Raw genomic sequence first — 20,563 nt, 5'->3', positions numbered from 1 at the left:
GCCTGTAGTACAAGTATGGCTTCGGTTTTGGCCTAAGTACTACTCAAAACTCACTAGTACATCCCCTGTTTTAGGCATTTCCAGGAGCCAAAACTCTTGTTCTTCCGTGGAGTAGTTGCTGCGCGGAGCAGCTATTCAAGGTGCTGAGCGGATATTAAAATCTGCATCCGAACATTACTACAGTAACTACCATCAGAATAGAGCTCATAATTTAATTTTTATATAGAATTTTATCGGATAACGTTATACGTCAGCAAATAACCACCTCGAATTTTAGCCAATAGCAATCTCCACTAGTGGGACTAGCAGCTAGGAGTGAGTATTCATTTTGCTAAATTCAAAAGGTTTTTAGGCGATCGCCCTCCCATAGTCTGCTATCGCATCTAAAACCGCCTGTCTTTGCTGCTCATTTTCCGCCTCAGCCCACGCCATCTGCATCATTTTCAGCAACCCCTGTGGGCATTTTGACCAGTTAGGCTGAGGTCGGTGATCGCAATTTAGAAGCGTTGGTATCTTTAGGGAAGTTGCGATCACGGGTACCGGATTTGTCGGATCGGAGATACCCTCTTTGTCCTCGAGACGCTTGATAAATCGTTCTTCCAGCGACTTCAGGATGGCATCCCGGTCGATGTCTTCCAGGTTAGTGATGCCGTACTGACGCTCCCTCTCCTCCCGACTGCCCTTCCATCCCTGCTGCTCAATTTTGTAACCGAGCTTCCGTAGCAGCTTATTGACCGTTTTGACGGCAGGATGCTCTTCGGAGATGGTGAGCTGCAGGTATCGGCGGAAATGATGACGACGCAGGAGTGCCCATTGATGGACGGAGATCGCCTCGGGGCTATTGTTGTCCCATTGTTTGACCTTACCATCGATAAAGGGCTGTAGAGGACAGTCATGGAGTAATTTGGCTTGGCTGGAGCGACAGGATAGACGCGTATAGCTGACACAGTGTGAGCGCCGTGCGGCCTGAGTGAACTCATTCATCCAGCTCCAGCGATCCAACCACTCAGCGGCTTTCGGGTTGCGTGTCATCCAGAGCAGTTCTGCTGTCTTTAGGAATCGTCCGTTGTTATGAATGATGACCTTCAGAACAAACTGGAAATTATCCAAATCCACCCCAGGCAATTTGTCCTCTAGCAGTCGCTTGTGAGCCAGTTCCCGCTGCTGTTGGGTGGCTTCGGGTTCCTCCAGAATGAATCGCGCTTCTGTCAGGGTAAGTTCACTCGTATCTAACTGTGCAAAAGTCTGTGCTTTGGCGTTTGCCAGTTCTCCTTGAATCCGTTGTCTTTCTTCGGTTTCTGCTTTTGCTTTGCCTTCGATAATCTGAACGCTATATCCTCGGGATTCCCATAGCTGCACCAGAGATTGGCGTAAGGACAAACGGTTATAGGTGCCTCTAGCCTGGTAACGAGCGTAGTGCTTCAACCAAAATCCAAAGTCTGAATTCGGGTCGTGTTCTGATGCCTTTAGGTTCGCGATCGCCCCCACTAAATCGAGGGGAACTCCGTCTGCGTTGGTAGCACCCTTAGATTGAGCGTACTGGGCAAATTGCGTTAGCTTTTCTACCCCTTCAGCATTGCGGTAGAAATCGCGAACGATAACTTCAGGACGACAACTGCTAAAGAATTCGTCGGTACGACCACCAGAAGGTTTCACATAACCAAAGCGGGGGACATGGGTGCGCAGACGTTCGGGCATTTGTTTGGCCGAACGCCAGTCTAGATGCACCAGATGAATGGCCATGGCCTGAAAATGACCGTCGGGATCCCCGATGCTGATGCCCTGCTGGAAGGTGGGGGAATAGCCCAGGATGCGGGGACGATGCTTGGCAATCCACCTATCGGGATCGGTGCTCAGTTGTTGTGCCCATTCTTCTGAAGAAGATTCGCTGTCGATAATGCAAATATCATCGGGGTTAATGCCGAAGGCGATCGCCATCTCACGGGTTTGATGTAACCACTTGGCTGAGTCGCTGGCAATGACGAGGTTTTCACCCTTCTCGAGCCGCTTTTTGATTTCGGCCCAGGTGAGGGACGGTGAACTGAATAAGGTGATGTCTCTGCTTCCACTTTTGGTGCGCTCAAACTTGAGGAATTGCACCACCTCAAGTCCAGATGCCTGGGAGATGAGATCAACTTCCAGGTTGGTGATGCCATCTTCGGAGAGGACAATCCAGCCCCCTTGCGCTTGAACCCATTGAAAGAGCGATCGCAGCCAATGGAGGTTGAGGGCATGGTTTTGGCCTGAAGTTTTACCCTCCAGCACTTGATAGAGTAATTGGCTGACCTCATCGATGAGAATCAAGGGTGGTCCTTCTGGCAGTCGTTTGGTCGGAAAGCGCCATCCTGATTCCGGGCATAGGGTGACTTCATTGGGATATGTGCCAAATCCCTGAAATGTGGTGTGGTGGGGAAGCCCTAATACGGCGGCAGATTGTCGCCCTAAAGCGTTTCTGGGAGTTAGCAGGCAACGAAATGCAGTTGGAAATTGGCGTCGGTGCTGCTCGACCAGTTCTTTCAGGGCTGTTGAGGTTTTCCCGACACCCATGGGGCCATCAATCAAAATTGTGCCAGCGTTCTCCGGTAAGGGCAGTAGCCCTGATGGGATGTAGCGCCCGGACAGGGTAAGGGTGGGTTCAATCCGCAGAGTATTAAACTCTGTCATGATGCGGTCGGTCTCAACCCTGTAGTGATTGATTTTCTGTTGTTTAGAATCCTGCAATAGTTCTGCTGAACTGGGCGTAAACCCGCCCGGTACCATGGCGAAAAACGCTTGGGGAGAAATGAAGGCGATCGCCTCTAAATCTTCTAGTTCATCAATATCTGGCTGTCCTTTGGAGACTTGGCCCCACCACCCGACAGAGACAGAGTAGCCCCATTGCTCCAGCAGTTCCCAGGTTGCGGCATATTGGCGCAAAACATTCATGTTTTCTAGCGAACCGGCATCGGGGAAGAAGTTGATGCGGTTGGTTTCTAGTTCTGCTGCCACCCTTTGGAGGGTGACTTGCAGGGTTTGGGAGCTAGAGGCAAATTGTCCTCCAGCAGCCCCGAGGGTAATGACTCCTAGCCGTTCGGAAGTGATAAAGGGTTTTGCGCCAGTGCCTTCCACCATAGCGATTGCTTTTGTGGAAGGTGCCTCAGGCCGAAACATGGCTAAGGGTAACTCGCCATTCGGAAGGTTTGGTGGTTGTCCTTTTGGAGCGCTCGATAGCCAGCGATACCGCCCACCGTCTTCTGGGTTTCGGAGGCGTAATTGCAATCCAACGATCAATCCGTCAATGTTACGGATGGGGCAAAGATAGCCAGCTCCTGATACGTTGAGCGACTGTCCCTCCCAATTCACCCCTGGCAGGTTGAGGGGAAACTTCTCTGGCAATTTCTGCCATTGAACAACAGATACAAATCCACCCGCTTTAATTTGGGCTTCGCTTAGGCCACGCCGGTGTAAGTCCATCCGGTCTTCAGGGTGAAGCGTTAGAAGCGATAGTAGCCGTCGATAATGGCGATCTCGTTCTGGAGCCGGTAAAGACTGAGCGCGTTGTTGGGTTTCGGCTTGTTCCTGCAGGTGTCGCCGAATCTGTTGCTCCTGCCACCATTGTTCGCGATCTTCGTCAGAGCGGCTGGCTTTATCGTCAACCACCCAAACACCCCACAGCCCATCCTTACTTAAGCCCGTAAAGCGATAGCCGGGGATGGCGGAATGACCGACGGTGTACTCCATGCAAAGCCGGAGGTCATGGGTCTCTCGACATTTACCAGAGGTATTTCCACAGAGAACACAAGGGTTCTTGCGCTTGGTTGGGATGAGTTTATCCCGTCCTAAAAAACCTGGGTAGTGAGAGGAAAAATTAGATGCAAAATCCTGTGAAGACTCAGGGGTGTGAGTCTCCGAAAGCAAAGTATTCATAGCGTTTTGATGGGCTTAATTGGGCCCGTAGTCCTAAATGTGGAATCGATGAAGCAAGGGTGTGGTGGACGCTTCAGACCCAATCTTGAGAAGCAGGTTGTAGCAAAAATTGACGCACAAATCCGTCAGTGTGCTATCTTTGTCTCAAGACTAGGTGAGTTTTTAACACAAAAACTCCCTGTACTGAGAGAGCAACACTCTTTCAGCTATCCACCAAGTAAGGTGGGACTATGCAAAACCAAATAACCTGTAACTTTTACAGAAACCGCTTCTGAGATTCGCCCCTCGTAGCGGTTTTTGTATTTTGGGGCTATTAGTTTTTGCGTTGTGTCCTATCTGGGCTAACGCATGGGGCTGACCTCCTGGAGAATGTCGTGGGCAAACTTGTGGCTACAGGCCCCGGCGGGCTGTAGGATTTCCCCGACTATCCTGTTAAGGATAATCCAATCAACCCCTTGAAGGAAGAGAATTTTGGGGTTTGACCGGAGATGAAAACTAACAAGCGACAGAACCTTCCTAGCGATCTCTGCTAGATAGTTCTGCCGCTCCTTCCAAAAGCTGCGGGTATAGGATTTGATCGGGCTAATCAATAATTTACCTCCAGACACTAATAAGTGCAAGTGTACTGGTGGTTGTTTTGAGCCTGGCTGGAAGCACTGCATCAGTTTCCAGCCTCACTGTTTGGAATACTTTGTCCACCAACGGCACTCAAAATCTGATTCATGCTCAGTTGTAGTTGGGGAAAGGCTAGGGATTCGATAGGTTGATCGCCTCTGAACTGCTTACCTTCGTATTCTCCTGATGCGTTCAACTGGAAAACGGAGAGGGTGGGCTGTTTTGGGAAGCCAATGTAGCGTCTGCCTCCCAGCCCCAGGTAATCGCAGATCCAATACTCTGGAATGCCAAGAGATTCGTAGTCTTCAAGCTTGAGAGCGTAATCGTCGCTCCAGTTGGTACTGACAACCTCGACGACGAGCTTAGCGGATTGGCCCTGTGTAATCGTGGACTCCTTTTCCCAGCGTGGGTCTGCTGAAATGGTCTTGCTATTGAGGACGATGACATCGGGTTCGTAGCCCGATTCTCCGGGCTTAACGACACATTCTTTAGGGATGAAGTAGGGGAGCCGCATCCGTCGAATTTCAAAGCCAAGTTCTAGGACGAGAAATCCAGCAATCTCTGAGTGCTTGCCAATGGGTTTTGGCATTTCAACGATGACCCCATCATGCAGTTCATAGCGATACTCTGAGTTCTCTGGATACCAGGCGATGAACTCATCGAAGGTGACTGGATTGCGAATGGCTTGAATCATCGTGATTACCTTATCCACTCTGTTTCAACAAAGAGACCTGGAACATCAGGTTCTTTGCTGTTGTTGCTTCTCGTCCCATTCGCGCACTGCAAGTTCAACTAGAAAAGCTGCAAGGGTAGAGGGCTTGTTCTTCTCGCCCTCCGCCCACTTCTCCAGTTTCTCGGCAATGCCATCTGGGAGCGTTATGTTGTAACGCCTACTCATGGTGCTATCGCTGTGCATGTAATGCCTCCTTTTTACCTGATTTAGCACTAATTGGATACTAATTCCTTATTTATAACTCACTAGCGCTCAATCTAGCACTAAATTGTGCTAGATTGAGCGCTAACTGGAATAGGCATTGGTACAAGGTTGGCAAGGCAAAGCGCCGCTTAAGGCTAACCAACCTCTAACCAACTCTCTCCAGGCCTCTACCACCAAGTGACCTGAGGATTTTAAGGAGAAAAAGTAATGGTGACTCTGTATGCCTTTTGCAAAGAGTACGACTTGCCCTATACAAGCGTGAGGCGTTACCTACAGTCGTTCGGTTTCCAAACGGCTAATGGTCTAACTGATGAAGCCCGAATGGCTGCATTAAAGGAATTTAAACCTGCTGTGTTGGTTCAGGAGTCAGAACCCCCCCTATCGCCCACTACGGTGATGGTTCCAGAAGGCTTTGTAGTGAATTCGGCTCTAGCTCCCACGCAAATGCTCGATTTGGCTCTACCTGAAGGCTTTGACCCGGCTGCCATGGTGCGTCACTTTGATGGGGTAATGGGTCAAACCGTGAACTCAGACCAAGTGGTGGCGATCGCCACCATTGCCACCAGCGCGGCTAAAAAGGCGATGGATGAGAAGGTAGCAGCCCAGGAACAAGCTTTGAAAAAGACTCAGGCTGACAAGAAAAAACTGGATTCCCTGATTCAGGGAACGGTGGTGGATCTGAAGGTGGCTGCCCTTAAATCTCAGCTTCTGGCATCGCAACAGACCGCTACTACCTCAGACCTTCAGGAAATGCTGGCTCAATTGCTTGCCATGGGAAAGCCGCAGGAAAACCCTACTGGCCCTTTATCCTCATCTTGATTGGGTTGCTGGGTGCTGCCCTGGCATTCACCTTTGCTCACCAGTGCCCTCATTCACCCAATTCACCAATTCCTGATTGGGATGCTCCAAATTCTTTAGGGGAGAGCGATCGCCCAGTTTCTCAGGCCGAGGCGATCGCCCCCTGTCCACTCCACGCAAATCGAGAGGAACAAATCCTATGTTACGAAACCCAGACCCCGATAAAACCCCTGCACAGCAACTGATCCCCATCGCTGTCGTACTCGTTGCCGCCGGTGCCATAGCTTTGGAGGCTCCCCGCCAATGGGATCGCTACCAGCAACGTCAGAGCGAAGTAACCCGCGTTGCCAATCTTCAACGCAGTAACGAACTTATGGAGCAGGAGCGGGCGATCGCCAATGCTCGCTATGACGCGGACTGCCTACTGCTCTCTGAAAACGGATACTTCGCGCAACTGGTGCCTAACTCCAAGGTCGTCAGCGGCATCAATGGCCAACCTCTACAACCGGGCCTAGTGGTGTGTGATGCGATCGGTGGGACAGCGATCGTCGGGGAAGAAGGCCGAATCACCCAGTTTGCTGGCAATGGCGCACCGGAGGTGGTGCGAAAGGCGATCGAACGAGCTAGGGCCAATGGTGCACACTTCGGTCAGATCGGAGGTGAGGGCTAATGTCGAATACCCTTAAGAACCCCGGTTTAGGGAACTCCGGTTCCTTTGGTATCACCATGCTGGTGCTGGTCACCCGGATTGGACTGGTCGTGTTTTGTCTCTGGAATGCCAGTCTCTACTACAAAATCTTGATGTCCTTCTTTGCTCCTGAAGGTGTCTTCACGCTCCTGATTGGCTTTGTGGCCCTGGTGCTATGGGCCCTACTGCAAGTGCTGGAAGTGCTGCCCCTATTGGTGAAAGGCTCCCTGGGTGCCCTGGCTCTTTTGATCAAGGCTGCCGAGCGCTTTCGGGGTCTTGAGGTCAACGATAAGGACAATCCCCTCGTTGCGAGTCTCAAGCGCCAATACAACGCCTTTCCGCAGCGGTGGATTGGTCGCATCATGCTGTTGTGCTACGGTGCGTTCTGCACAGACCTGGCAATCCTGCTGCGCTATTTTCAACCCTTTGCCGTTACGTTTACCGGGTTATCGATTAATTGGAGTGACCTGCTGTGGCTAGTCATTTGCCTTGCCACCGTGCAGGTGTGTTGCTTCCTCTGGCTCCTTGCTGAAGGGGGGCGGGCGATTTTCAAACCTGAAACGCAACCCACGACTCCATCCAAATCTGTTCCCAAACCAAAAGAACCAACCAAATCAGCCGCACCACCGCCTCAATCAGATCCTCAAACTACAGAACCTCCTCCTGCTAACAACAGCAAACTCGATTCCCTGGAGGAATTGATCGCGAAGCTGACGCCTTACCAGCAAGAGCTGTTTGCCAAGTTGACTGGCAAAGCCTCGAACGGTGCTGGCAGCAACTAACTACTTCGACCCGGGGCATTGGGGCGATCGCCCCAATGCCCCATAGACCTTATGCAAATTTCAGGAAACTACCCCATGAACTTTTCTGATCTCAAAGCAATTCAACAGATTGCTGACTCTGGCCTGGATCCCTATAGTGCGCTGGTGCAGCAAGCAGGTGACCGCATTCTTCAGCAATACCATGGCTCTCTCATGCTGCCCCTGGTGGCCACTCTGGGAGGGGTGGGCTATTGCCTTTCGGTTCTGGCTTCTCCTCCATTAGCGATCGCCGTGGGTATGCTGGGTGGGACGTACATGCTGGATCGGGTGAAGCGGGGAGAGAGAGCCTTCGACGACATCGAGAATGGCCGGATTGAGCAGTACCTCAGCGAAGCTCAACGCCGGGTATTGGCTCAACTGCCCTCGGCTCCTGAGAATGCTGCTACTCCTGTTGCCAGCACCCTCTCCCAGACCCTTGATGTTGGATCTGTGGCCGTTGTTGCTACCATCACTCCACCTCCGATCTCCCAGCACTGGACGGATCTACAGTGGCAACTGTGGAACCGGTTGATGGCTGATTGTCCTGAACTTCGCTTCGTGTTGATGGGGAAGCTGGTGGTAGTCTCGGGTCCCCAGCAGTGCGGTAAATCGAGCCTGGCCAGTGCGATCGCCTATCTCCGCTCTTATCTGCTGGGATGGCCAACCATTGCTGTTACTCCCCACTGCGACGGCCAGAAAATTTTTGCCGGGGTAGTGGTGGGAGCGGGTGGAGACTTTGATGCCATCCAGTCTTTTTACACCAACCTGGTGGACAACTTCCAGATGGGAGGCGATCGCCAAAGCCTGGTGATTGATGAACTGACTCAGTACAACAATGGGCATGAGGAGCTAGGGCAGAGCATTGTCAGAACAGCCTTGAGTGAATCGGATAAGCATGGCATTGCCCCGATCCTGATTAACCATGCCCGTACTGTTTCTGCTGGATTTAGCAACATCAAAGGCATGAAGGATCTGATTGATAATTCCGCGGTGCAGCTTACCCGACAGTACGCAGAAACAGACTGGGGGGAACAGACCCGATCTGCCCAAGTGCGAATGAGCCGACCGGGGAAAGGGGAAGTAGTGCTGATAGTGCCAGACTGGCTCCACCTCCCTACCTTACAGGAGCAATACCCGCTTGAGGCAATCGCTCCTATTAAAGCTTCCCCCTCGTCCGCTACCGTGCCCGTTTTCCCGGCCCAGCCCACCCTTCAGGCCCAGCAACGGGAGGAACCCAACCCCTTCCAATTCACCTCTGATATGGTGGAGCGGTTGTATGAGGCATCACCTGCTGCTGAGATGGAAGAGGCAGGTGATGATTCTGGTCTAGGTGCTGTCGCCCTGGATGGGTTATCTAAGGAGCTGCAGGCGATCGCCTCCTTTGCCCACCGTCGCAACGATTGGATTAAAGCTTCAGACGTGAGAGGCCGGGTGAGATTGTTTCGCAGCACCCAGTATTCTCCCGACGATATTCGCACTTATTTCTGCCAGTTAGCCGAGCAAGGTTTGGGCACGGTTGACGGAGAGGGGGAAATGCTGAAATACCGCTTTTAAGGGGTGTTGACAGAGATATCTGTCAAGCGTCAAGGGCGTCAAGCCCTCATTCTTTCGTTCTTGACACGTCAAGCGTCAATACCCTGTCAAGCGTCATTGACAAGCCCTTGTCAACCCACCCACAAAGGGGTGGGCTTTTTGTTGGAGAACTGACGATCATCGCCCCATCTCTGGTGGTTTAGAGAGCACCTTGTTGTGCATTGTTAACCCAATTACGCAGAGTTGAACATGAGATACCTGTTTCAAGCTCTACCTGAACAACTGTCTTTCCATTCTTAAGAATCTCCTCAAGACACTGTTGTCGTATCTGGTCGGAGTGAATTTTGGGTCGTCCCCTTTTACGACGCGGGCAAATACCCTTGGCCTTTGCCCAGGCGCGTACTGTAGGACCATATACGTGAGTTTCAGCCGTGATCTCAGCTAAGCTCTTGCCCTGCTGATAGAGTTCCAAGCTACGTTGTCGTTGTTCGGCAGAATAGCTAACCTTAGCGCGGCTAATTCCCTTGTCTGATGCCCATTTAGCTACTGCATCTGCTGAGATGCCCGTTTTTTCTTCTACCTGCTGCGGTGTTAGTCCTGTCTCGTACAAAACCAACGCGTTTTCCTGTTCTTCCTTTGAATAGCCGGACTGTCTGCGAAGTAATCCAGCATCGTAGAGCCATATACGGAGAGTTTTTTTGCTAGTAACCCCTGTGAGCCGTTGAATTTCCAGAAGGGTAAAACTCTGCTTGTAAAGCCAAATCACCTGCTGCTGGATTTCGTCAGAATAGGGGCTTTTTGAGGGCGTTACTGGACAAAGAGGAAAGGAATGATTGTCCAAGTGTTGAAGGTATACAATTCGCTGCTGTAGACGCTGGATGAAACCTTTAAAGTAAGGACACTGCTGGCACTGCCTAGAATTTGGTGTGGAATACTGACACGGCGAATGCCAGCCTGCTGCAACGTCCTCTTTTGCTTGTAGATAGCGGTCAGCTGCTTGCTGTAAAACAGCAAGCGTTAGGGATGAAGACATGACGATATTCCTCCTTGAGGAGAACAAAAAGGTTAGCGCGAGTTAGCGCTCTTAAATGTGCAAAGTTACGGAAATAACTTGGCCGGCAGACGATACTGTGGCGCGCTCTACCAATCTGTCGTAAATCACTGTTCTTTCGGCTTTAGAGAGGGTGTACCAAAACGCCAATTCTTTTGCCTGAGGATGATTGATGATATATTCTGCTGTTGCCTGAGTGAAGGCTAACGTGCGGTTTGGGTTCAATTTCTCTGCTAATTCCTGCTCCATCTCACGCTTGCTCTTTTGTAGAGAAAGATTGTTGGGATTGCGAGCAAGCGATCGCTCAACATCTTGAATCTGTTCACGCAAGATGGAAATTTCTGAGCTTTCTTCTTTTGCTCCTGGCTCGATATTGGTTGATGGAGCTTCTCTGCAAGAACGTTCGAATAGATGGCCAATAATGGCTTCATCCAACACCTCAGTACGGATATTCTTGTTGTTATTGCATCCAAGACCGGAGTTGCGGCAACCATAGTAGCTATGGACCTGAGTGTTCTTCAAGATCATGCTCTCGCCACAGGACTGACAATAAACTAACCCCGTCAGGTAATAAGAGCCATCTTCAAAGGCTCCCATCTTTTTTCTGTTGCACTGAAATATGATTTGCAACTCATCAAATGTCTCCTCCGACATTAAACGTTGCTCAGGATGGGTGTCATAATGCATCTCCCATTCATCAGCAGGTCTAGCTTTCCTATGTCTTACCTCATGCTGAGTAACGGTTTTAAGGTATGCTGTATGCCCGCGAAGCACCGGGTTTTGGCACCATTCGATTACACTGCTTCCAAGTCCCCATATCAGCAGCTCAGAGCAGTCTTCCTCGGTGTTGATGACTGGGATTCTTCCTTTTTTACGGCATGCTCCATATTCCTCATATATTTGCCGTAATGCTTTGCGGGGGCGACGAATCTCCAAAATCTTCTGGATCGTTTCCCGTGCAATGTCTGCACGACTGATATTGATGAGCAGAGGAGAATTATCAGGTTCTAAGGTTAAATCCTGATAATTAGCAGGCCTCCTATCTAGACGACAAATACACGGCCGATTATCCAGTACGTATTTATCGTTGGCTCTTCGGTAACCAAAGGGGGAACGGGCACAAGCTGCTTTTCGCTTACGTCTGCTCTTAAACCCTTGGGCTACCCGGTCTTTAATTTGATGGCGTTCGTTCTCCGCCAATAGCGCTCGTATATCAGAGATAAGTTCTGCAGATGCTGTCTCCCATTCCATGACTCCCTCATCTAGCAATTCCACCGTAACGTTGTGAATTTTGATGAGCTTCTTAAAATGTAAGTAGTCCTGGAAATTTCGTGTTAATCGATCTCCTCGAGTGGCGTAAACGACAGAAACCTCACCATTTGCAATTTTTTCTAGGAGCTGCTGAAATCCTGGTCGATCTGAATATCCTCCGCTATCAACATCATATAAAATCTCCACATCTGGTATTGCTTCAAGTCGGCTAATTTGATGCTTTAGAGCATTCTGATTATTAGCTTGATCTTGAGTTGAAACCCTTGCATAGGCTACTTTCTGCTTCATGTATAACCTCCTTATTTTTTAATTTTACTATTAATTAAAAGCTTTTTAATTGTGCAGGCTAAATATGCCTATAGCCTGCACAAGCTGCATATCAACTAATAGTGAAAGCATTAAAAATGCTCTGTTAACTAATAGATAGCAGAGCAAATTAGAGAAGGTTAAATTTTTTGAGTTTGGTAAAGAAGTGTTAACACTAGAAGTGCCAATCAAAAAAGCCCTTCTCTGTAATCTGAACTTTTAGAGGGATTTTCTGGCTGGTTGTGCCAACTTGGCGTGGAATTCCATCTTTCCAAGCGATCTCATAATTTACGAGAGCTGTGAGCTTTCGATGGGTTTTGATGAAAGTTTTCCAGGGAGCCTTGAGATGTGGCACTCCTGGATACGACAACAAGGCAAGCAATGAGATGCCTAACCAACCGCTTTGCCGCAGGGTAGCCTTCAACTTTGCTTCGGTATCCCCTGATTTGGCCTTCTTTGACAAGTCTCGTCCGGTCAATAAGGCGAGCCAGTCACGATACTCTTGGCGACGTGTAGCCCTCGTTTGGGGGATCGGGTTTGCCTCAAAACAGTACTCAACTGTTTGAGTAAATTCTTCTTGCAGGGTTTGTACAAATAATGCGAGGGCATCAGGAAACGAATAGTCTATGCCTTCCTTCTCGCACCAAGAATGAATGTTTGCTTCTCCAGCCCGCAGTAACTGATACCGCGCCATTTGAGCTGGAATTTCTAAGGAGAGGTTGTCAAATGCTCGCTGGGGCAGCAGTGGACGGATAACTTGGTTAGGGAAATCAGTGAGACATTGAGGGTAAATTTCGTTAGCTAGCCATCCGGCTCGAGCATCCCATTGCAGTTGAATACAACGCAGCATAGCGGCTTGTTCTGGATTTGCCGGAAGCAGGTGGATCGTGGCGACGCTTCTAATTCTATCTACAAGCTTACAGAAGCTCCGGGCTTGGGGTGAGTCCTCCAGGCTGCAGATCATGGTGGGAATGTTAGAGCGTGAGATACCAAGCACCTGGTCCTTGGCTTGTTCCTGTTTCAGACGCTGCTCGAGAAACTCTGGTGTAATATAAATTCCTGATTCAGAACTATCTGGGGGCTCAAAGCTATTCATGTAGGTAGCCTCAGAACATTTGTACCCATGTTAACTTCACTTTTCAAGCCCCTCTTTGAATACAGCCTGACCTGGTAATAGCAATCCGCCTCCACTCCTAGTGGGTCGTTTGCCTTAAATATAGCTATTACCCAACCGCCTAGTGTCGCTCTACGAGAGCAATCAACCCTTTTGGAAATGGCGGTTTTCGCGCCAAATCACCCACTAGCGTCGGTACACAATCCTTTCTGGGAAATTAAGCTTGAACTAAAAGTCATAACCAATGAAAAAGCCAGAGGCTCACCTCTGGCTAGTTTTTCTTTGAGATTAGATTTTGTCAGGTGTAATTAGCCAAGCTACGTTTTGAATGAGCACAATAAGTTGCTTGAGTACACTAAGCAGTAGGAAAAGTTTAATAGGCTGGGCACGAAGGTTCTCCCGGTCCTCCACAACCCGGTGTTGGGTTACAGGAGTAAGCAGTTAGACCAATTGCCATGCTTCCAACAAGTATGCCTAAAGCAATTCTAGCTGTTATTTTTCCAACACAAGGAGCCCCAAGCAGAAGTAGCTGAGCAATGAACGTATCTCGTCTTTGCATAAAAACCCCCAATACAACTATTGACAAGACCAAATCAGAAATTCCTGTACCGTTTTTCTGACTTACTTATTTCTCTGTTGATACCGCCAACATTTAAGAGCTTCACCTCGTGACTTACAGTACGCCCCTTGAACCAGAAAAAAATCACCACAATAGTTGCAGTTATAGGCAACAGGTACAATTCCAGGCTCACCTGATGGCTGCTTAGAAGTATTGATCTTCTCCAGTGGCGGTGTACCCACGTGTAAACATTGAAAATGCTCGATTGTTTTCATGCTTGTTTCTCTGTTAAGAAAGCGAGGTAACTAAAGCCACCTCAAATTTGATGTACTTATAAAATGCCTGATTAGAAGGCATTGAGTGGCTCAACAAAGGTTCTTTCTTGGCTCAGTATGGCTCAGTAGGCATAATGAGCCGTTTATATTTCGGATTGAGCTATATTTGAATCAGATTAGATAACAATGCACATGTGAAAATGTTAGAAAGAAAAAATTTGAGAGCTTCTGAACGAGGACTAGAGACTATTAAAGCTGCAATACAAGAAAGAGGGTGGAATCTACAATCAGCAAGGCTATATCAAACAGCCAAAGTCTCAGAAGCAACTCTCAAACGTTTTTTGAGAAGGATACCTATTAGAAGGGAAAGCTTTATTTCTATTTGTCAATCTATTGGGATTGATAATTGGGAGAATGTCATTGAAAAGTCCTTCGATCGATCTGAGCGATCAACGATTGTGCCTTTCGCTTATAAAGAAACTTGGGTTGGACGAGAAGCACTAGTCTCATCATTGTTGCGCAAATTTGATAGTAATTACCGTGTACTTTTAATTGCAGGATTGACTGGAATTGGAAAAACTGCCCTTGCTGAACGTTTAGTCTTTGGGCTAAAGAAAGATTACTCAAAGTTCTGCAGGCTTAATTTTAACGATGAAACTTTGGAGGATTTTGTGAGTATAGCGGCTAATATATTAACTGATTGGCAAGAGCCTATAACATCAGACGACCGCCAAAATCCTCGACGTATACTTAATTGGCTAGTTAATTATCTTAAAACGAATAATTGTTTACTATTAATTGATTCACTGGAAGCTACTTTAAAGGGAGATATAGAAACAGGTTGGAGTAATTTTCGTGATCAACAATGGGAAAAGTTCTTTCAAGCTATACTTGCAAGTGAGTCTTTCAATAGTCTTATTATTTTAACATCTCAGGATTTACCAGCAGAATTAGAAATATTAAGTAGCCGCTACAGCAATCTTCTACACTGTGAGCGATTAGTTGGTTTAACTCCACAAGAGCAAATGGAACTTTTCATGAAAGTAGGATTAGATGTCACAGAATCATCTTTATCCGGCAACTATCTAAGACGAATAGGAAATGCTTACGAAGGTCATCCTTTAGCATTAGAAGTGATTATTGGGGAAATTTTAAATACTCCCTATAATAGAGATGTAATTAGTTATTGGAATCGATATGGATATGAAATCCAAAGAATTGAGAAGATTAAAAATGAAATTGAATTAAAGGCATCAAATGATAATTTAAGACTAGCTTCCTATAATCGAAACCTACATAGAAAAGTAAAAGATAGAATTGATAAAACATTTGAGAAATTATACGAGGAAGTATACCATGCGTATATACTTCTTTGTGTTTCGTCCGTTTATCGTCGGCCTGTCCAAGAACTTTTTTTCTGGAATCTTTTGACAAATCTTGGTTTCACTGACAAGCAAACAGTATCAGCAATTGATGCTTTGCTTGACCGCAGCCTTATTAGGGAGGAAATTTGTAATACTGAAGTTCTACTAAGTCAACATAATCTGATTCGTGATGTAGCTTTAGAACATCTAAAAAAAATTAAAATAGCTTATGAATCTCGATGATAGAAGTAAATTAAATTTTAAGGAAAAATCCTTTCAACCTATAATTAATTTTACTGTAGGCGGTAAGCTTACAGAGATTTCATCTACTCTTCAAGATGGGCTACCAGAAGAAGATTTTATTTCTCTCTACAAAATCTCTCACTATTTAGCTGCTGAGACTTGGCAAACTAATTATGCTTTGAAAGATAATTTACCTAATCTTGAGAAGATACGAGATAAGCTAGAAGCCTTTTATCACTTCTCTGAAGCCTCTCTGTGGCGAAAAGCTAGGGATGTAGTTCTTAAGCCTCTTGACCTGCTTGATAGGATAACTCTTCTTGAACAACTAGACAACTGGGCTTACTATCATGAATTGATTGATATATCTAGTAAACTTTTAGAGAAAACAGATGATTCTTTGGATTGTATTTTACTTGGTTATTTAGGAAGTTCGTGGGGATATTTAGGAGAAAATGAGCCTGCAATTTCATATTATGAGGCACAGTTAGAAACTGCCTTGAAACTTCAAGATTTTGAGCGGCAGGCACAAGCGTATGGCGGATTGGGAAGAGTTTATAGCTGGTGTTTAGGGGATTACAATCAGGCAATCTGTTTCTATAAGAGACAATTAGAGATTGGAATAACAATAGGTAATAGAAAACAGGAAGCAATGGCACTAGCTGGCTTAGGAAATTGCTACGACTATATCGGTCAATTAAAGAATGCTATTCAAAGTCTTAAGCGTGCTCTATTAATTGTAGATAAAGATGATAGTAATCTTCAGACCTATATCAAGGGATGCTTAGGATCTATCTATAGCCAAATTGGGCGCTATGATGAAGGAATTAAATTAATCGAAGAGCAGTTACAATTTAGTCAAAAAAATCAAAATTCCCGGATGGAATGGATAGCTACAAGTAACCTTGGAACTGCCTATTTATTCGTAGGTAGATATCAAGATACTCTTTTACTTTATAAGAGAGCATTGGCAATTGCTGAGGAGACACAGAATCAGAATATTAAGATTAGCTCCCATAAAGCTCTTTTCTCTGCACAACTACTGATTGATAAGAGTAACCTTGATCGAACTACTATTGAAAAGCATGTTCATTTTGTTAATGAAATTGTTAATCCTTCCGAAAAGATGCATGGATTAATTAATATTGCTCATGCTTATAGTGAGATTGGAGAATATGATAAAGCAAAAGGCTGTATTGCATCAGTACTTCTTATAAACAAGGCAGTATCTAAAGATAGTAAGCCGATCAAGGCTATTGCTGCCGCTGTCTTGGGAAATATTTATTGGGAACAAGGGAAATATATCAGAGGTATATTCTATGTTTTTCAAAGTTTGCTTATTGTCCCACCCTGGAGAAATAGTAATGCTCAAATGATTCTAAAGATAACTATTAGAAAAATTGAAAGTTTGATTAGAGGCTATCTCAATCACCACACACCACCGCCGTCGCCACTTTAAATAGTTTTCTAAATAATTCTGAGCCTCCTAGCTCAATGTTACTTTCGACACATTCTGCTTCTTGGATCAAAACACCATCAAATCTTCCTATTCCAATCCCCATATCCAGGGTCAATACCTCCGAGACTTACAGCCCGTGACTCAGAACAGCAATAGTGGCGCGATCGCGCACCCTGGTCTTCTCCCCCAGATCGGCCCGCTTGAAGGGTTGCTGTCATGAGATGCAATTAGGTCAAATTTGGGGCCTGAAACAACGCATTTACGTTAAGCAATGGGGATTGATTTCGGATAAACCTAAAATTTTTAGTACATAGGAGCTACCCATAAACCCTTTTCCTGCATGGGTTTCAGCCTAATTGCATCTCATGACAGCAACCCTTTAATGAGGCCTCAATCTGCCAATCCCGGATCTGGTTCTCTTGCTCTCCCCACCCCGCTAACTTCGCTCGTCCATCGATCGGCACCACAATCACATCAGGCCCCATTTTCCCTCCCCCTCATGACCCAACCCACCCATTCTGCCAAGTTTCGCTCATTTCAGGTAGAGATAACGTCTCTTATCTCTATCTCACTAAACTTACGCTATCGTTTCTTATGAAACAATAGTTTTCCACTAATAATTACCTAAGTTGCTTGTGTAGAAGGCTTTTAGGTAAAGGTCGGTGAATGGTCGTACTTCGTAGTTTCTGGAGAAGCATCTAGAAATGCTGCCTTCTAATACAATGCACTAGACAGGTGCTCTTTTATACTGTAAATACTTAATGAAGATGGAATAGAGCTAGTTCTATTAAAACCGTCCACTTAGCAATCGGTAATTGCTGGGCACATCTACCTCCTCATGTGTTTGTCATTCCTACTTAAATCTATAGGTCTTGGACAAGGAGTAACGCTTGAAAAGGGAAGAGGTTACTGGTATTGCCAGTGGAACAGGGAGCAGTGCTCAAAACTATGCAGATAATGTTGTTTTTGGCGCTAGTCGGGGGCATGGTTTCGCTGCTGAAAAAGCGAACCATCTAAAGGATGTCTTCTCGGGTAAAGAAGCTCAGCATGTTGGTGGTGACAATATTAAAAATGGTGCGGATCGTATTGTTGACGGTGTAAACATCCAAACTAAGTACTGTAATAGTGGCTCAAAGTGTATAAGTGAGTGTTTTCAGGGCGGTACTTTTCGTTATTTAAACTCTGATGGGACTCCTATGCAGATTGAAGTCCCATCAGATAAGTACCACGCCGCTGTGCAGGCAATGGAAGAACGAATCCAAAGAGGCCAGGTTCCTGGTGTTTCTGATCCGAAACAAGCAAAGGATATAGTTCGACAGGGAGCCTTCACTTATGAGCAAGTTAGAAACATTGCTAGATTTGGAACCGTTGAGAGCCTCACTTACGATGCGGTAAATGGAATTAAGCTTGCTGGAACTTCCATGGGAATATCCGCCGCTCTTTGCTTTGCAGTAGCCGTTTGGAATGGAGAAGATGTTGAGAAAGCTCTAGAAAGTGCTTGTTATACCGGACTTAAAGTAGGTGGTATTACATGGATCAGCAGCATTATTACCGCTCAACTAGGAAGAACTGGAATAGAACAAGGACTGAGAGGAACGACTGATTGGCTTGTCCAAAGAATGGGATATAAGGCAACTGCATGGATTGCAAATGGCTTGAGATCCGGCAATGCTATTTATGGAAAGGCTGCTGCGAACTATGTGAGCAAGCTTCTGCGAGGTAATGTTGTTGCAGGAATTGTCACAACATTAGTTTTCTCATCTGCGGATTTTGTCCGTTTATTCAATGGGCGAATTTCTGTGGAGCAGGTTTTCAAAAATATTACAGTTACTGGTTCAGGAGTGGCGGGTGGAACTGGTGGATGGATGGTAGGAGCAGCCGCTGGAGCCGCTGTCGGCTCTGCAATTCCAGTAGTTGGTACTGCAGTCGGTGGAATAATTGGTGGATTGTTTGGAGCATTTGCTGGTGGCACCGTTGCAACATCAGCAACATCAGCAATTTTGGATCAGTTTATTGAAGACGATGCTAAAAAAATGCTCAGCATTTTAGAGGGCGTATTTGGAAAACTTGCATTAGACTACTTATTGACTGAAGATGAAGCAAAAATTGTTGTAGAAGAGATGCAGGACAAGGATTTACCTCGTACTTTAAGAGATATGTATGCATCTGCTTCTAAATTAGAGTTCGCAGAAAATCTTCTCAAACCACTTATTGAAAAACAGGCGAAAAAGCGCAAGAAAATTTTTCTGCCAGCAGATGAGAAGGTAATAGAGAAAACAGGTCAAGTAATTACGAGTTTAATTGAAGTAGAAGCTTGATAAACTCATAGCTTGCATCTTTCTAAAGCCTAAACCCAGAAGCCCTATTTTGCGTGCGTATCGCACACAAAATAGGGCTTCTGGGTTTAGGGTTAAGATGTGAGTAGAGCTATACAAAATTCCTTTTTAGTTCTTCTTATTCTTTGAGAGATAAGAACTAAAAGTGATTTTTAGTTTATATATCCTAAAGAAGAAACATCAAGCTTAGTCATTCAGTTGCGATCGCCCATATGTTCAGAGTTTGATTGAGAAGTGGGAATCCTACAGTAGGAGTATTCTCGGCTGAGGGTGCTTGTGTGATGGTCGGTCACCTGTAGGGAAACGGATATGTCATCCATTGATAAGCGGGATTTGAATGAGCGGGATATCTGTACGAAGTACATAACGCCTGCGATCGTTAGTTCAGGGTGGGATATCCAAACTCAGTTTTGGGAAGAGGTGACGTTTACCTCTTTTATCTATATCTCGCTAAACTTAGCTATTTTAACTAGGATCTTGGTCAAATTCTTCAACTTGAGCAGCGATGGCTTCGATTTCGTGTTGTAGGTCTTCAATAGAAGGGAGGCTTGCTTTGAATTTGTCAGGAAGTGCAGCGGTTGTTCGGTACGTAGAGACGCCAATGGGTTGAGTCATTCCACGCAGTGCATATTCGACAATAGATTTCTTCTTTGATCGACAGAGAATGATTCCGATGGTCGGGTTGTCGGCAGGTCGGCGCAGCTGACTATCGATGACGTTCACGTAGAAGTTAACTTGTCCTGAATATTCTGGCTTGAAGTCTGTCGTTTTTAGCTCGATGACAACAAAACAGCTTAGTCCAAGGTGGTAAAAGAGAAGATCGACAAAAAACTCATCTCCTTCAACCTCAAGTCGATACTGACTTCCTACAAATGCAAATCCTACACCAAGTTCTAATAAAAACTTTTGCATGTGCTCGAGAAGAGCGCGTTCTAAGTCCCGTTCAAGGGTTTTCTCTCGTAGATCGAGAAACTCCAGGTTGTATTCTGATTTAAGTAAACTTTGGGCTAGGTCTGACTGTGGCGCAGGAAGTACTTCTTTAAAGTTAGTGAGTGCGCCCCCTAGTCGACTATATAGATCCGATTCGATCTGGTAGACGAGAACATTGCGGCTCCACCCATTTTCAATGGTTTGCTTGATGTACCAAATGCGTTGAGCAGGGTCTTTAACTTTATCTAAGAGGGTGCAATTGTGTTTCCAATCGGGATAGGGGAAGGACTTACGCCTCCTCCCCTCCCACACCACCGGGCATACGGGTCCGTACCACGGCGGTTCAACGGACTTGGTCTCTACCTAGCTAAACTGGGAAT

17 protein-coding genes are annotated in these 20,563 nt (G+C 46.4%); 8 read left to right on the top strand and 9 right to left on the bottom strand.

Features of this window, described 5'->3' with window-relative positions; translation table 11 throughout:
* Window positions 1-348: 348 nt before the first annotated feature.
* The 3 genes from NDI52_RS28905 to NDI52_RS28895 form a co-directional block, all read right to left on the bottom strand.
* Window positions 349-3,906, bottom strand: coding sequence for a hypothetical protein (locus NDI52_RS28905; RefSeq protein WP_348256735.1), 3,558 nt, complete (start codon window positions 3,904-3,906; stop codon window positions 349-351).
* A 661-nt stretch (window positions 3,907-4,567) separates the two neighbouring features.
* Window positions 4,568-5,215: a Uma2 family endonuclease gene (locus tag NDI52_RS28900; RefSeq protein WP_348256733.1), complete on the bottom strand. Its 648-nt coding sequence runs from the start codon at window positions 5,213-5,215 to the stop codon at window positions 4,568-4,570.
* A 45-nt stretch (window positions 5,216-5,260) separates the two neighbouring features.
* Window positions 5,261-5,437 (bottom strand): hypothetical protein, encoded by a 177-nt coding sequence (locus tag NDI52_RS28895; protein WP_348256731.1) that lies wholly within the window; start codon window positions 5,435-5,437, stop codon window positions 5,261-5,263.
* 228 nt (window positions 5,438-5,665) lie between these two features.
* Here NDI52_RS28895 and NDI52_RS28890 point away from each other — a divergent pair, with 228 nt between their 5' ends.
* The 5 genes from NDI52_RS28890 (at window position 5,666) to NDI52_RS28870 (ending at window position 9,298) form a co-directional block, all read left to right on the top strand.
* Complete coding sequence (locus tag NDI52_RS28890) at window positions 5,666-6,277, top strand: hypothetical protein (protein WP_348256729.1); 612 nt, start codon at window positions 5,666-5,668, stop codon at window positions 6,275-6,277.
* Window positions 6,274-6,501 carry a hypothetical protein gene (locus tag NDI52_RS28885; protein ID WP_348256727.1) on the top strand — a complete coding sequence of 76 codons (228 nt, stop codon included), beginning with the start codon at window positions 6,274-6,276 and terminating at the stop codon, window positions 6,499-6,501. Before NDI52_RS28890 ends, NDI52_RS28885 begins: the two co-directional genes overlap by 4 nt.
* Window positions 6,456-6,926 (top strand): hypothetical protein, encoded by a 471-nt coding sequence (locus NDI52_RS28880; protein WP_348256725.1) that lies wholly within the window; start codon window positions 6,456-6,458, stop codon window positions 6,924-6,926. The genes NDI52_RS28885 and NDI52_RS28880 overlap by 46 nt, the downstream gene beginning before the upstream one ends.
* The gene (locus tag NDI52_RS28875; RefSeq protein WP_348256723.1) at window positions 6,926-7,726 is read left to right on the top strand and encodes a hypothetical protein; all 801 of its coding nucleotides are present in this window, start codon (window positions 6,926-6,928) and stop codon (window positions 7,724-7,726) included. Before NDI52_RS28880 ends, NDI52_RS28875 begins: the two co-directional genes overlap by 1 nt.
* A gap of 75 nt (window positions 7,727-7,801) precedes the next feature.
* Complete coding sequence (locus NDI52_RS28870; protein WP_348256721.1) at window positions 7,802-9,298, top strand: hypothetical protein; 1,497 nt, start codon at window positions 7,802-7,804, stop codon at window positions 9,296-9,298.
* 178 nt (window positions 9,299-9,476) lie between these two features.
* Here NDI52_RS28870 and NDI52_RS28865 read toward each other — a convergent pair whose 3' ends face one another.
* The 3 genes from NDI52_RS28865 to NDI52_RS28855 all read right to left on the bottom strand — a co-directional run bounded on the left by NDI52_RS28865 (window position 9,477) and on the right by NDI52_RS28855 (window position 13,002).
* On the bottom strand, window positions 9,477-10,310 hold the full coding sequence (locus tag NDI52_RS28865) for a hypothetical protein (RefSeq protein WP_348256719.1): 834 nt from the start codon (window positions 10,308-10,310) through the stop codon (window positions 9,477-9,479).
* A 51-nt stretch (window positions 10,311-10,361) separates the two neighbouring features.
* A complete protein-coding gene (locus NDI52_RS28860; RefSeq protein ID WP_348256717.1) occupies window positions 10,362-11,888 on the bottom strand; it encodes a recombinase family protein in 1,527 nt (508 codons plus the stop codon).
* A 193-nt stretch (window positions 11,889-12,081) separates the two neighbouring features.
* Window positions 12,082-13,002 (bottom strand): hypothetical protein, encoded by a 921-nt coding sequence (locus NDI52_RS28855; RefSeq protein ID WP_348256715.1) that lies wholly within the window; start codon window positions 13,000-13,002, stop codon window positions 12,082-12,084.
* 1,052 nt (window positions 13,003-14,054) lie between these two features.
* Here NDI52_RS28855 and NDI52_RS28850 point away from each other — a divergent pair.
* Together NDI52_RS28850 and NDI52_RS28845 are read left to right on the top strand one after the other, a co-directional pair.
* Window positions 14,055-15,461: an ATP-binding protein gene (locus NDI52_RS28850; RefSeq protein WP_348256713.1), complete on the top strand. Its 1,407-nt coding sequence runs from the start codon at window positions 14,055-14,057 to the stop codon at window positions 15,459-15,461.
* Window positions 15,448-16,917 (top strand): tetratricopeptide repeat protein, encoded by a 1,470-nt coding sequence (locus NDI52_RS28845; RefSeq protein WP_348256711.1) that lies wholly within the window; start codon window positions 15,448-15,450, stop codon window positions 16,915-16,917. Before NDI52_RS28850 ends, NDI52_RS28845 begins: the two co-directional genes overlap by 14 nt.
* A gap of 77 nt (window positions 16,918-16,994) precedes the next feature.
* Here NDI52_RS28845 and NDI52_RS28840 read toward each other — a convergent pair whose 3' ends face one another.
* Both NDI52_RS28840 and NDI52_RS28835 read right to left on the bottom strand, forming a co-directional pair.
* The gene (locus NDI52_RS28840) at window positions 16,995-17,135 is read right to left on the bottom strand and encodes a hypothetical protein (protein WP_348256709.1); all 141 of its coding nucleotides are present in this window, start codon (window positions 17,133-17,135) and stop codon (window positions 16,995-16,997) included.
* A 129-nt stretch (window positions 17,136-17,264) separates the two neighbouring features.
* A complete protein-coding gene (locus NDI52_RS28835; RefSeq protein ID WP_348256707.1) occupies window positions 17,265-17,402 on the bottom strand; it encodes a hypothetical protein in 138 nt (45 codons plus the stop codon).
* Window positions 17,403-17,807: 405 nt separating this feature from the next.
* Here NDI52_RS28835 and NDI52_RS28830 point away from each other — a divergent pair, with 405 nt between their 5' ends.
* On the top strand, window positions 17,808-19,235 hold the full coding sequence (locus NDI52_RS28830; RefSeq protein WP_348256705.1) for a hypothetical protein: 1,428 nt from the start codon (window positions 17,808-17,810) through the stop codon (window positions 19,233-19,235).
* A gap of 483 nt (window positions 19,236-19,718) precedes the next feature.
* Here NDI52_RS28830 and NDI52_RS28825 read toward each other — a convergent pair whose 3' ends face one another.
* A complete protein-coding gene (locus tag NDI52_RS28825) occupies window positions 19,719-20,498 on the bottom strand; it encodes a PDDEXK nuclease domain-containing protein (protein WP_348256703.1) in 780 nt (259 codons plus the stop codon).
* Between the last annotated feature and the right edge of the window lie 65 nt (window positions 20,499-20,563).

Origin of the sequence: Leptolyngbya sp. PL-A3, assembly GCF_039962325.1 — a bacterium.
Taxonomy (GTDB): Bacteria; Cyanobacteriota; Cyanobacteriia; order Elainellales; family Elainellaceae; genus Vacuolonema.
Note: the sequence above shows the minus strand (reverse complement) of the source record. Positions and strands in the feature narration are given on the sequence as shown.

What these genes read in the sequence shown, in the direction of transcription:
- NDI52_RS28905 (WP_348256735.1), bottom strand. Translation starts at nt 3,906, where the DNA reads ATGAATACTTTGCTTTCGGAGACTCACACCCCTGAGTCTTCACAGGAT.
- NDI52_RS28900 (WP_348256733.1), bottom strand. Translation starts at nt 5,215, where the DNA reads ATGATTCAAGCCATTCGCAATCCAGTCACCTTCGATGAGTTCATCGCC.
- NDI52_RS28895 (WP_348256731.1), bottom strand. Translation starts at nt 5,437, where the DNA reads ATGCACAGCGATAGCACCATGAGTAGGCGTTACAACATAACGCTCCCA.
- NDI52_RS28890 (WP_348256729.1), top strand. Translation starts at nt 5,666, where the DNA reads ATGGTGACTCTGTATGCCTTTTGCAAAGAGTACGACTTGCCCTATACA.
- NDI52_RS28880 (WP_348256725.1), top strand. Translation starts at nt 6,456, where the DNA reads ATGTTACGAAACCCAGACCCCGATAAAACCCCTGCACAGCAACTGATC.
- NDI52_RS28875 (WP_348256723.1), top strand. Translation starts at nt 6,926, where the DNA reads ATGTCGAATACCCTTAAGAACCCCGGTTTAGGGAACTCCGGTTCCTTT.
- NDI52_RS28870 (WP_348256721.1), top strand. Translation starts at nt 7,802, where the DNA reads ATGAACTTTTCTGATCTCAAAGCAATTCAACAGATTGCTGACTCTGGC.
- NDI52_RS28865 (WP_348256719.1), bottom strand. Translation starts at nt 10,310, where the DNA reads ATGTCTTCATCCCTAACGCTTGCTGTTTTACAGCAAGCAGCTGACCGC.
- NDI52_RS28860 (WP_348256717.1), bottom strand. Translation starts at nt 11,888, where the DNA reads ATGAAGCAGAAAGTAGCCTATGCAAGGGTTTCAACTCAAGATCAAGCT.
- NDI52_RS28855 (WP_348256715.1), bottom strand. Translation starts at nt 13,002, where the DNA reads ATGAATAGCTTTGAGCCCCCAGATAGTTCTGAATCAGGAATTTATATT.
- NDI52_RS28850 (WP_348256713.1), top strand. Translation starts at nt 14,055, where the DNA reads ATGTTAGAAAGAAAAAATTTGAGAGCTTCTGAACGAGGACTAGAGACT.
- NDI52_RS28845 (WP_348256711.1), top strand. Translation starts at nt 15,448, where the DNA reads ATGAATCTCGATGATAGAAGTAAATTAAATTTTAAGGAAAAATCCTTT.
- NDI52_RS28840 (WP_348256709.1), bottom strand. Translation starts at nt 17,135, where the DNA reads ATGACAGCAACCCTTCAAGCGGGCCGATCTGGGGGAGAAGACCAGGGT.
- NDI52_RS28835 (WP_348256707.1), bottom strand. Translation starts at nt 17,402, where the DNA reads ATGGGGCCTGATGTGATTGTGGTGCCGATCGATGGACGAGCGAAGTTA.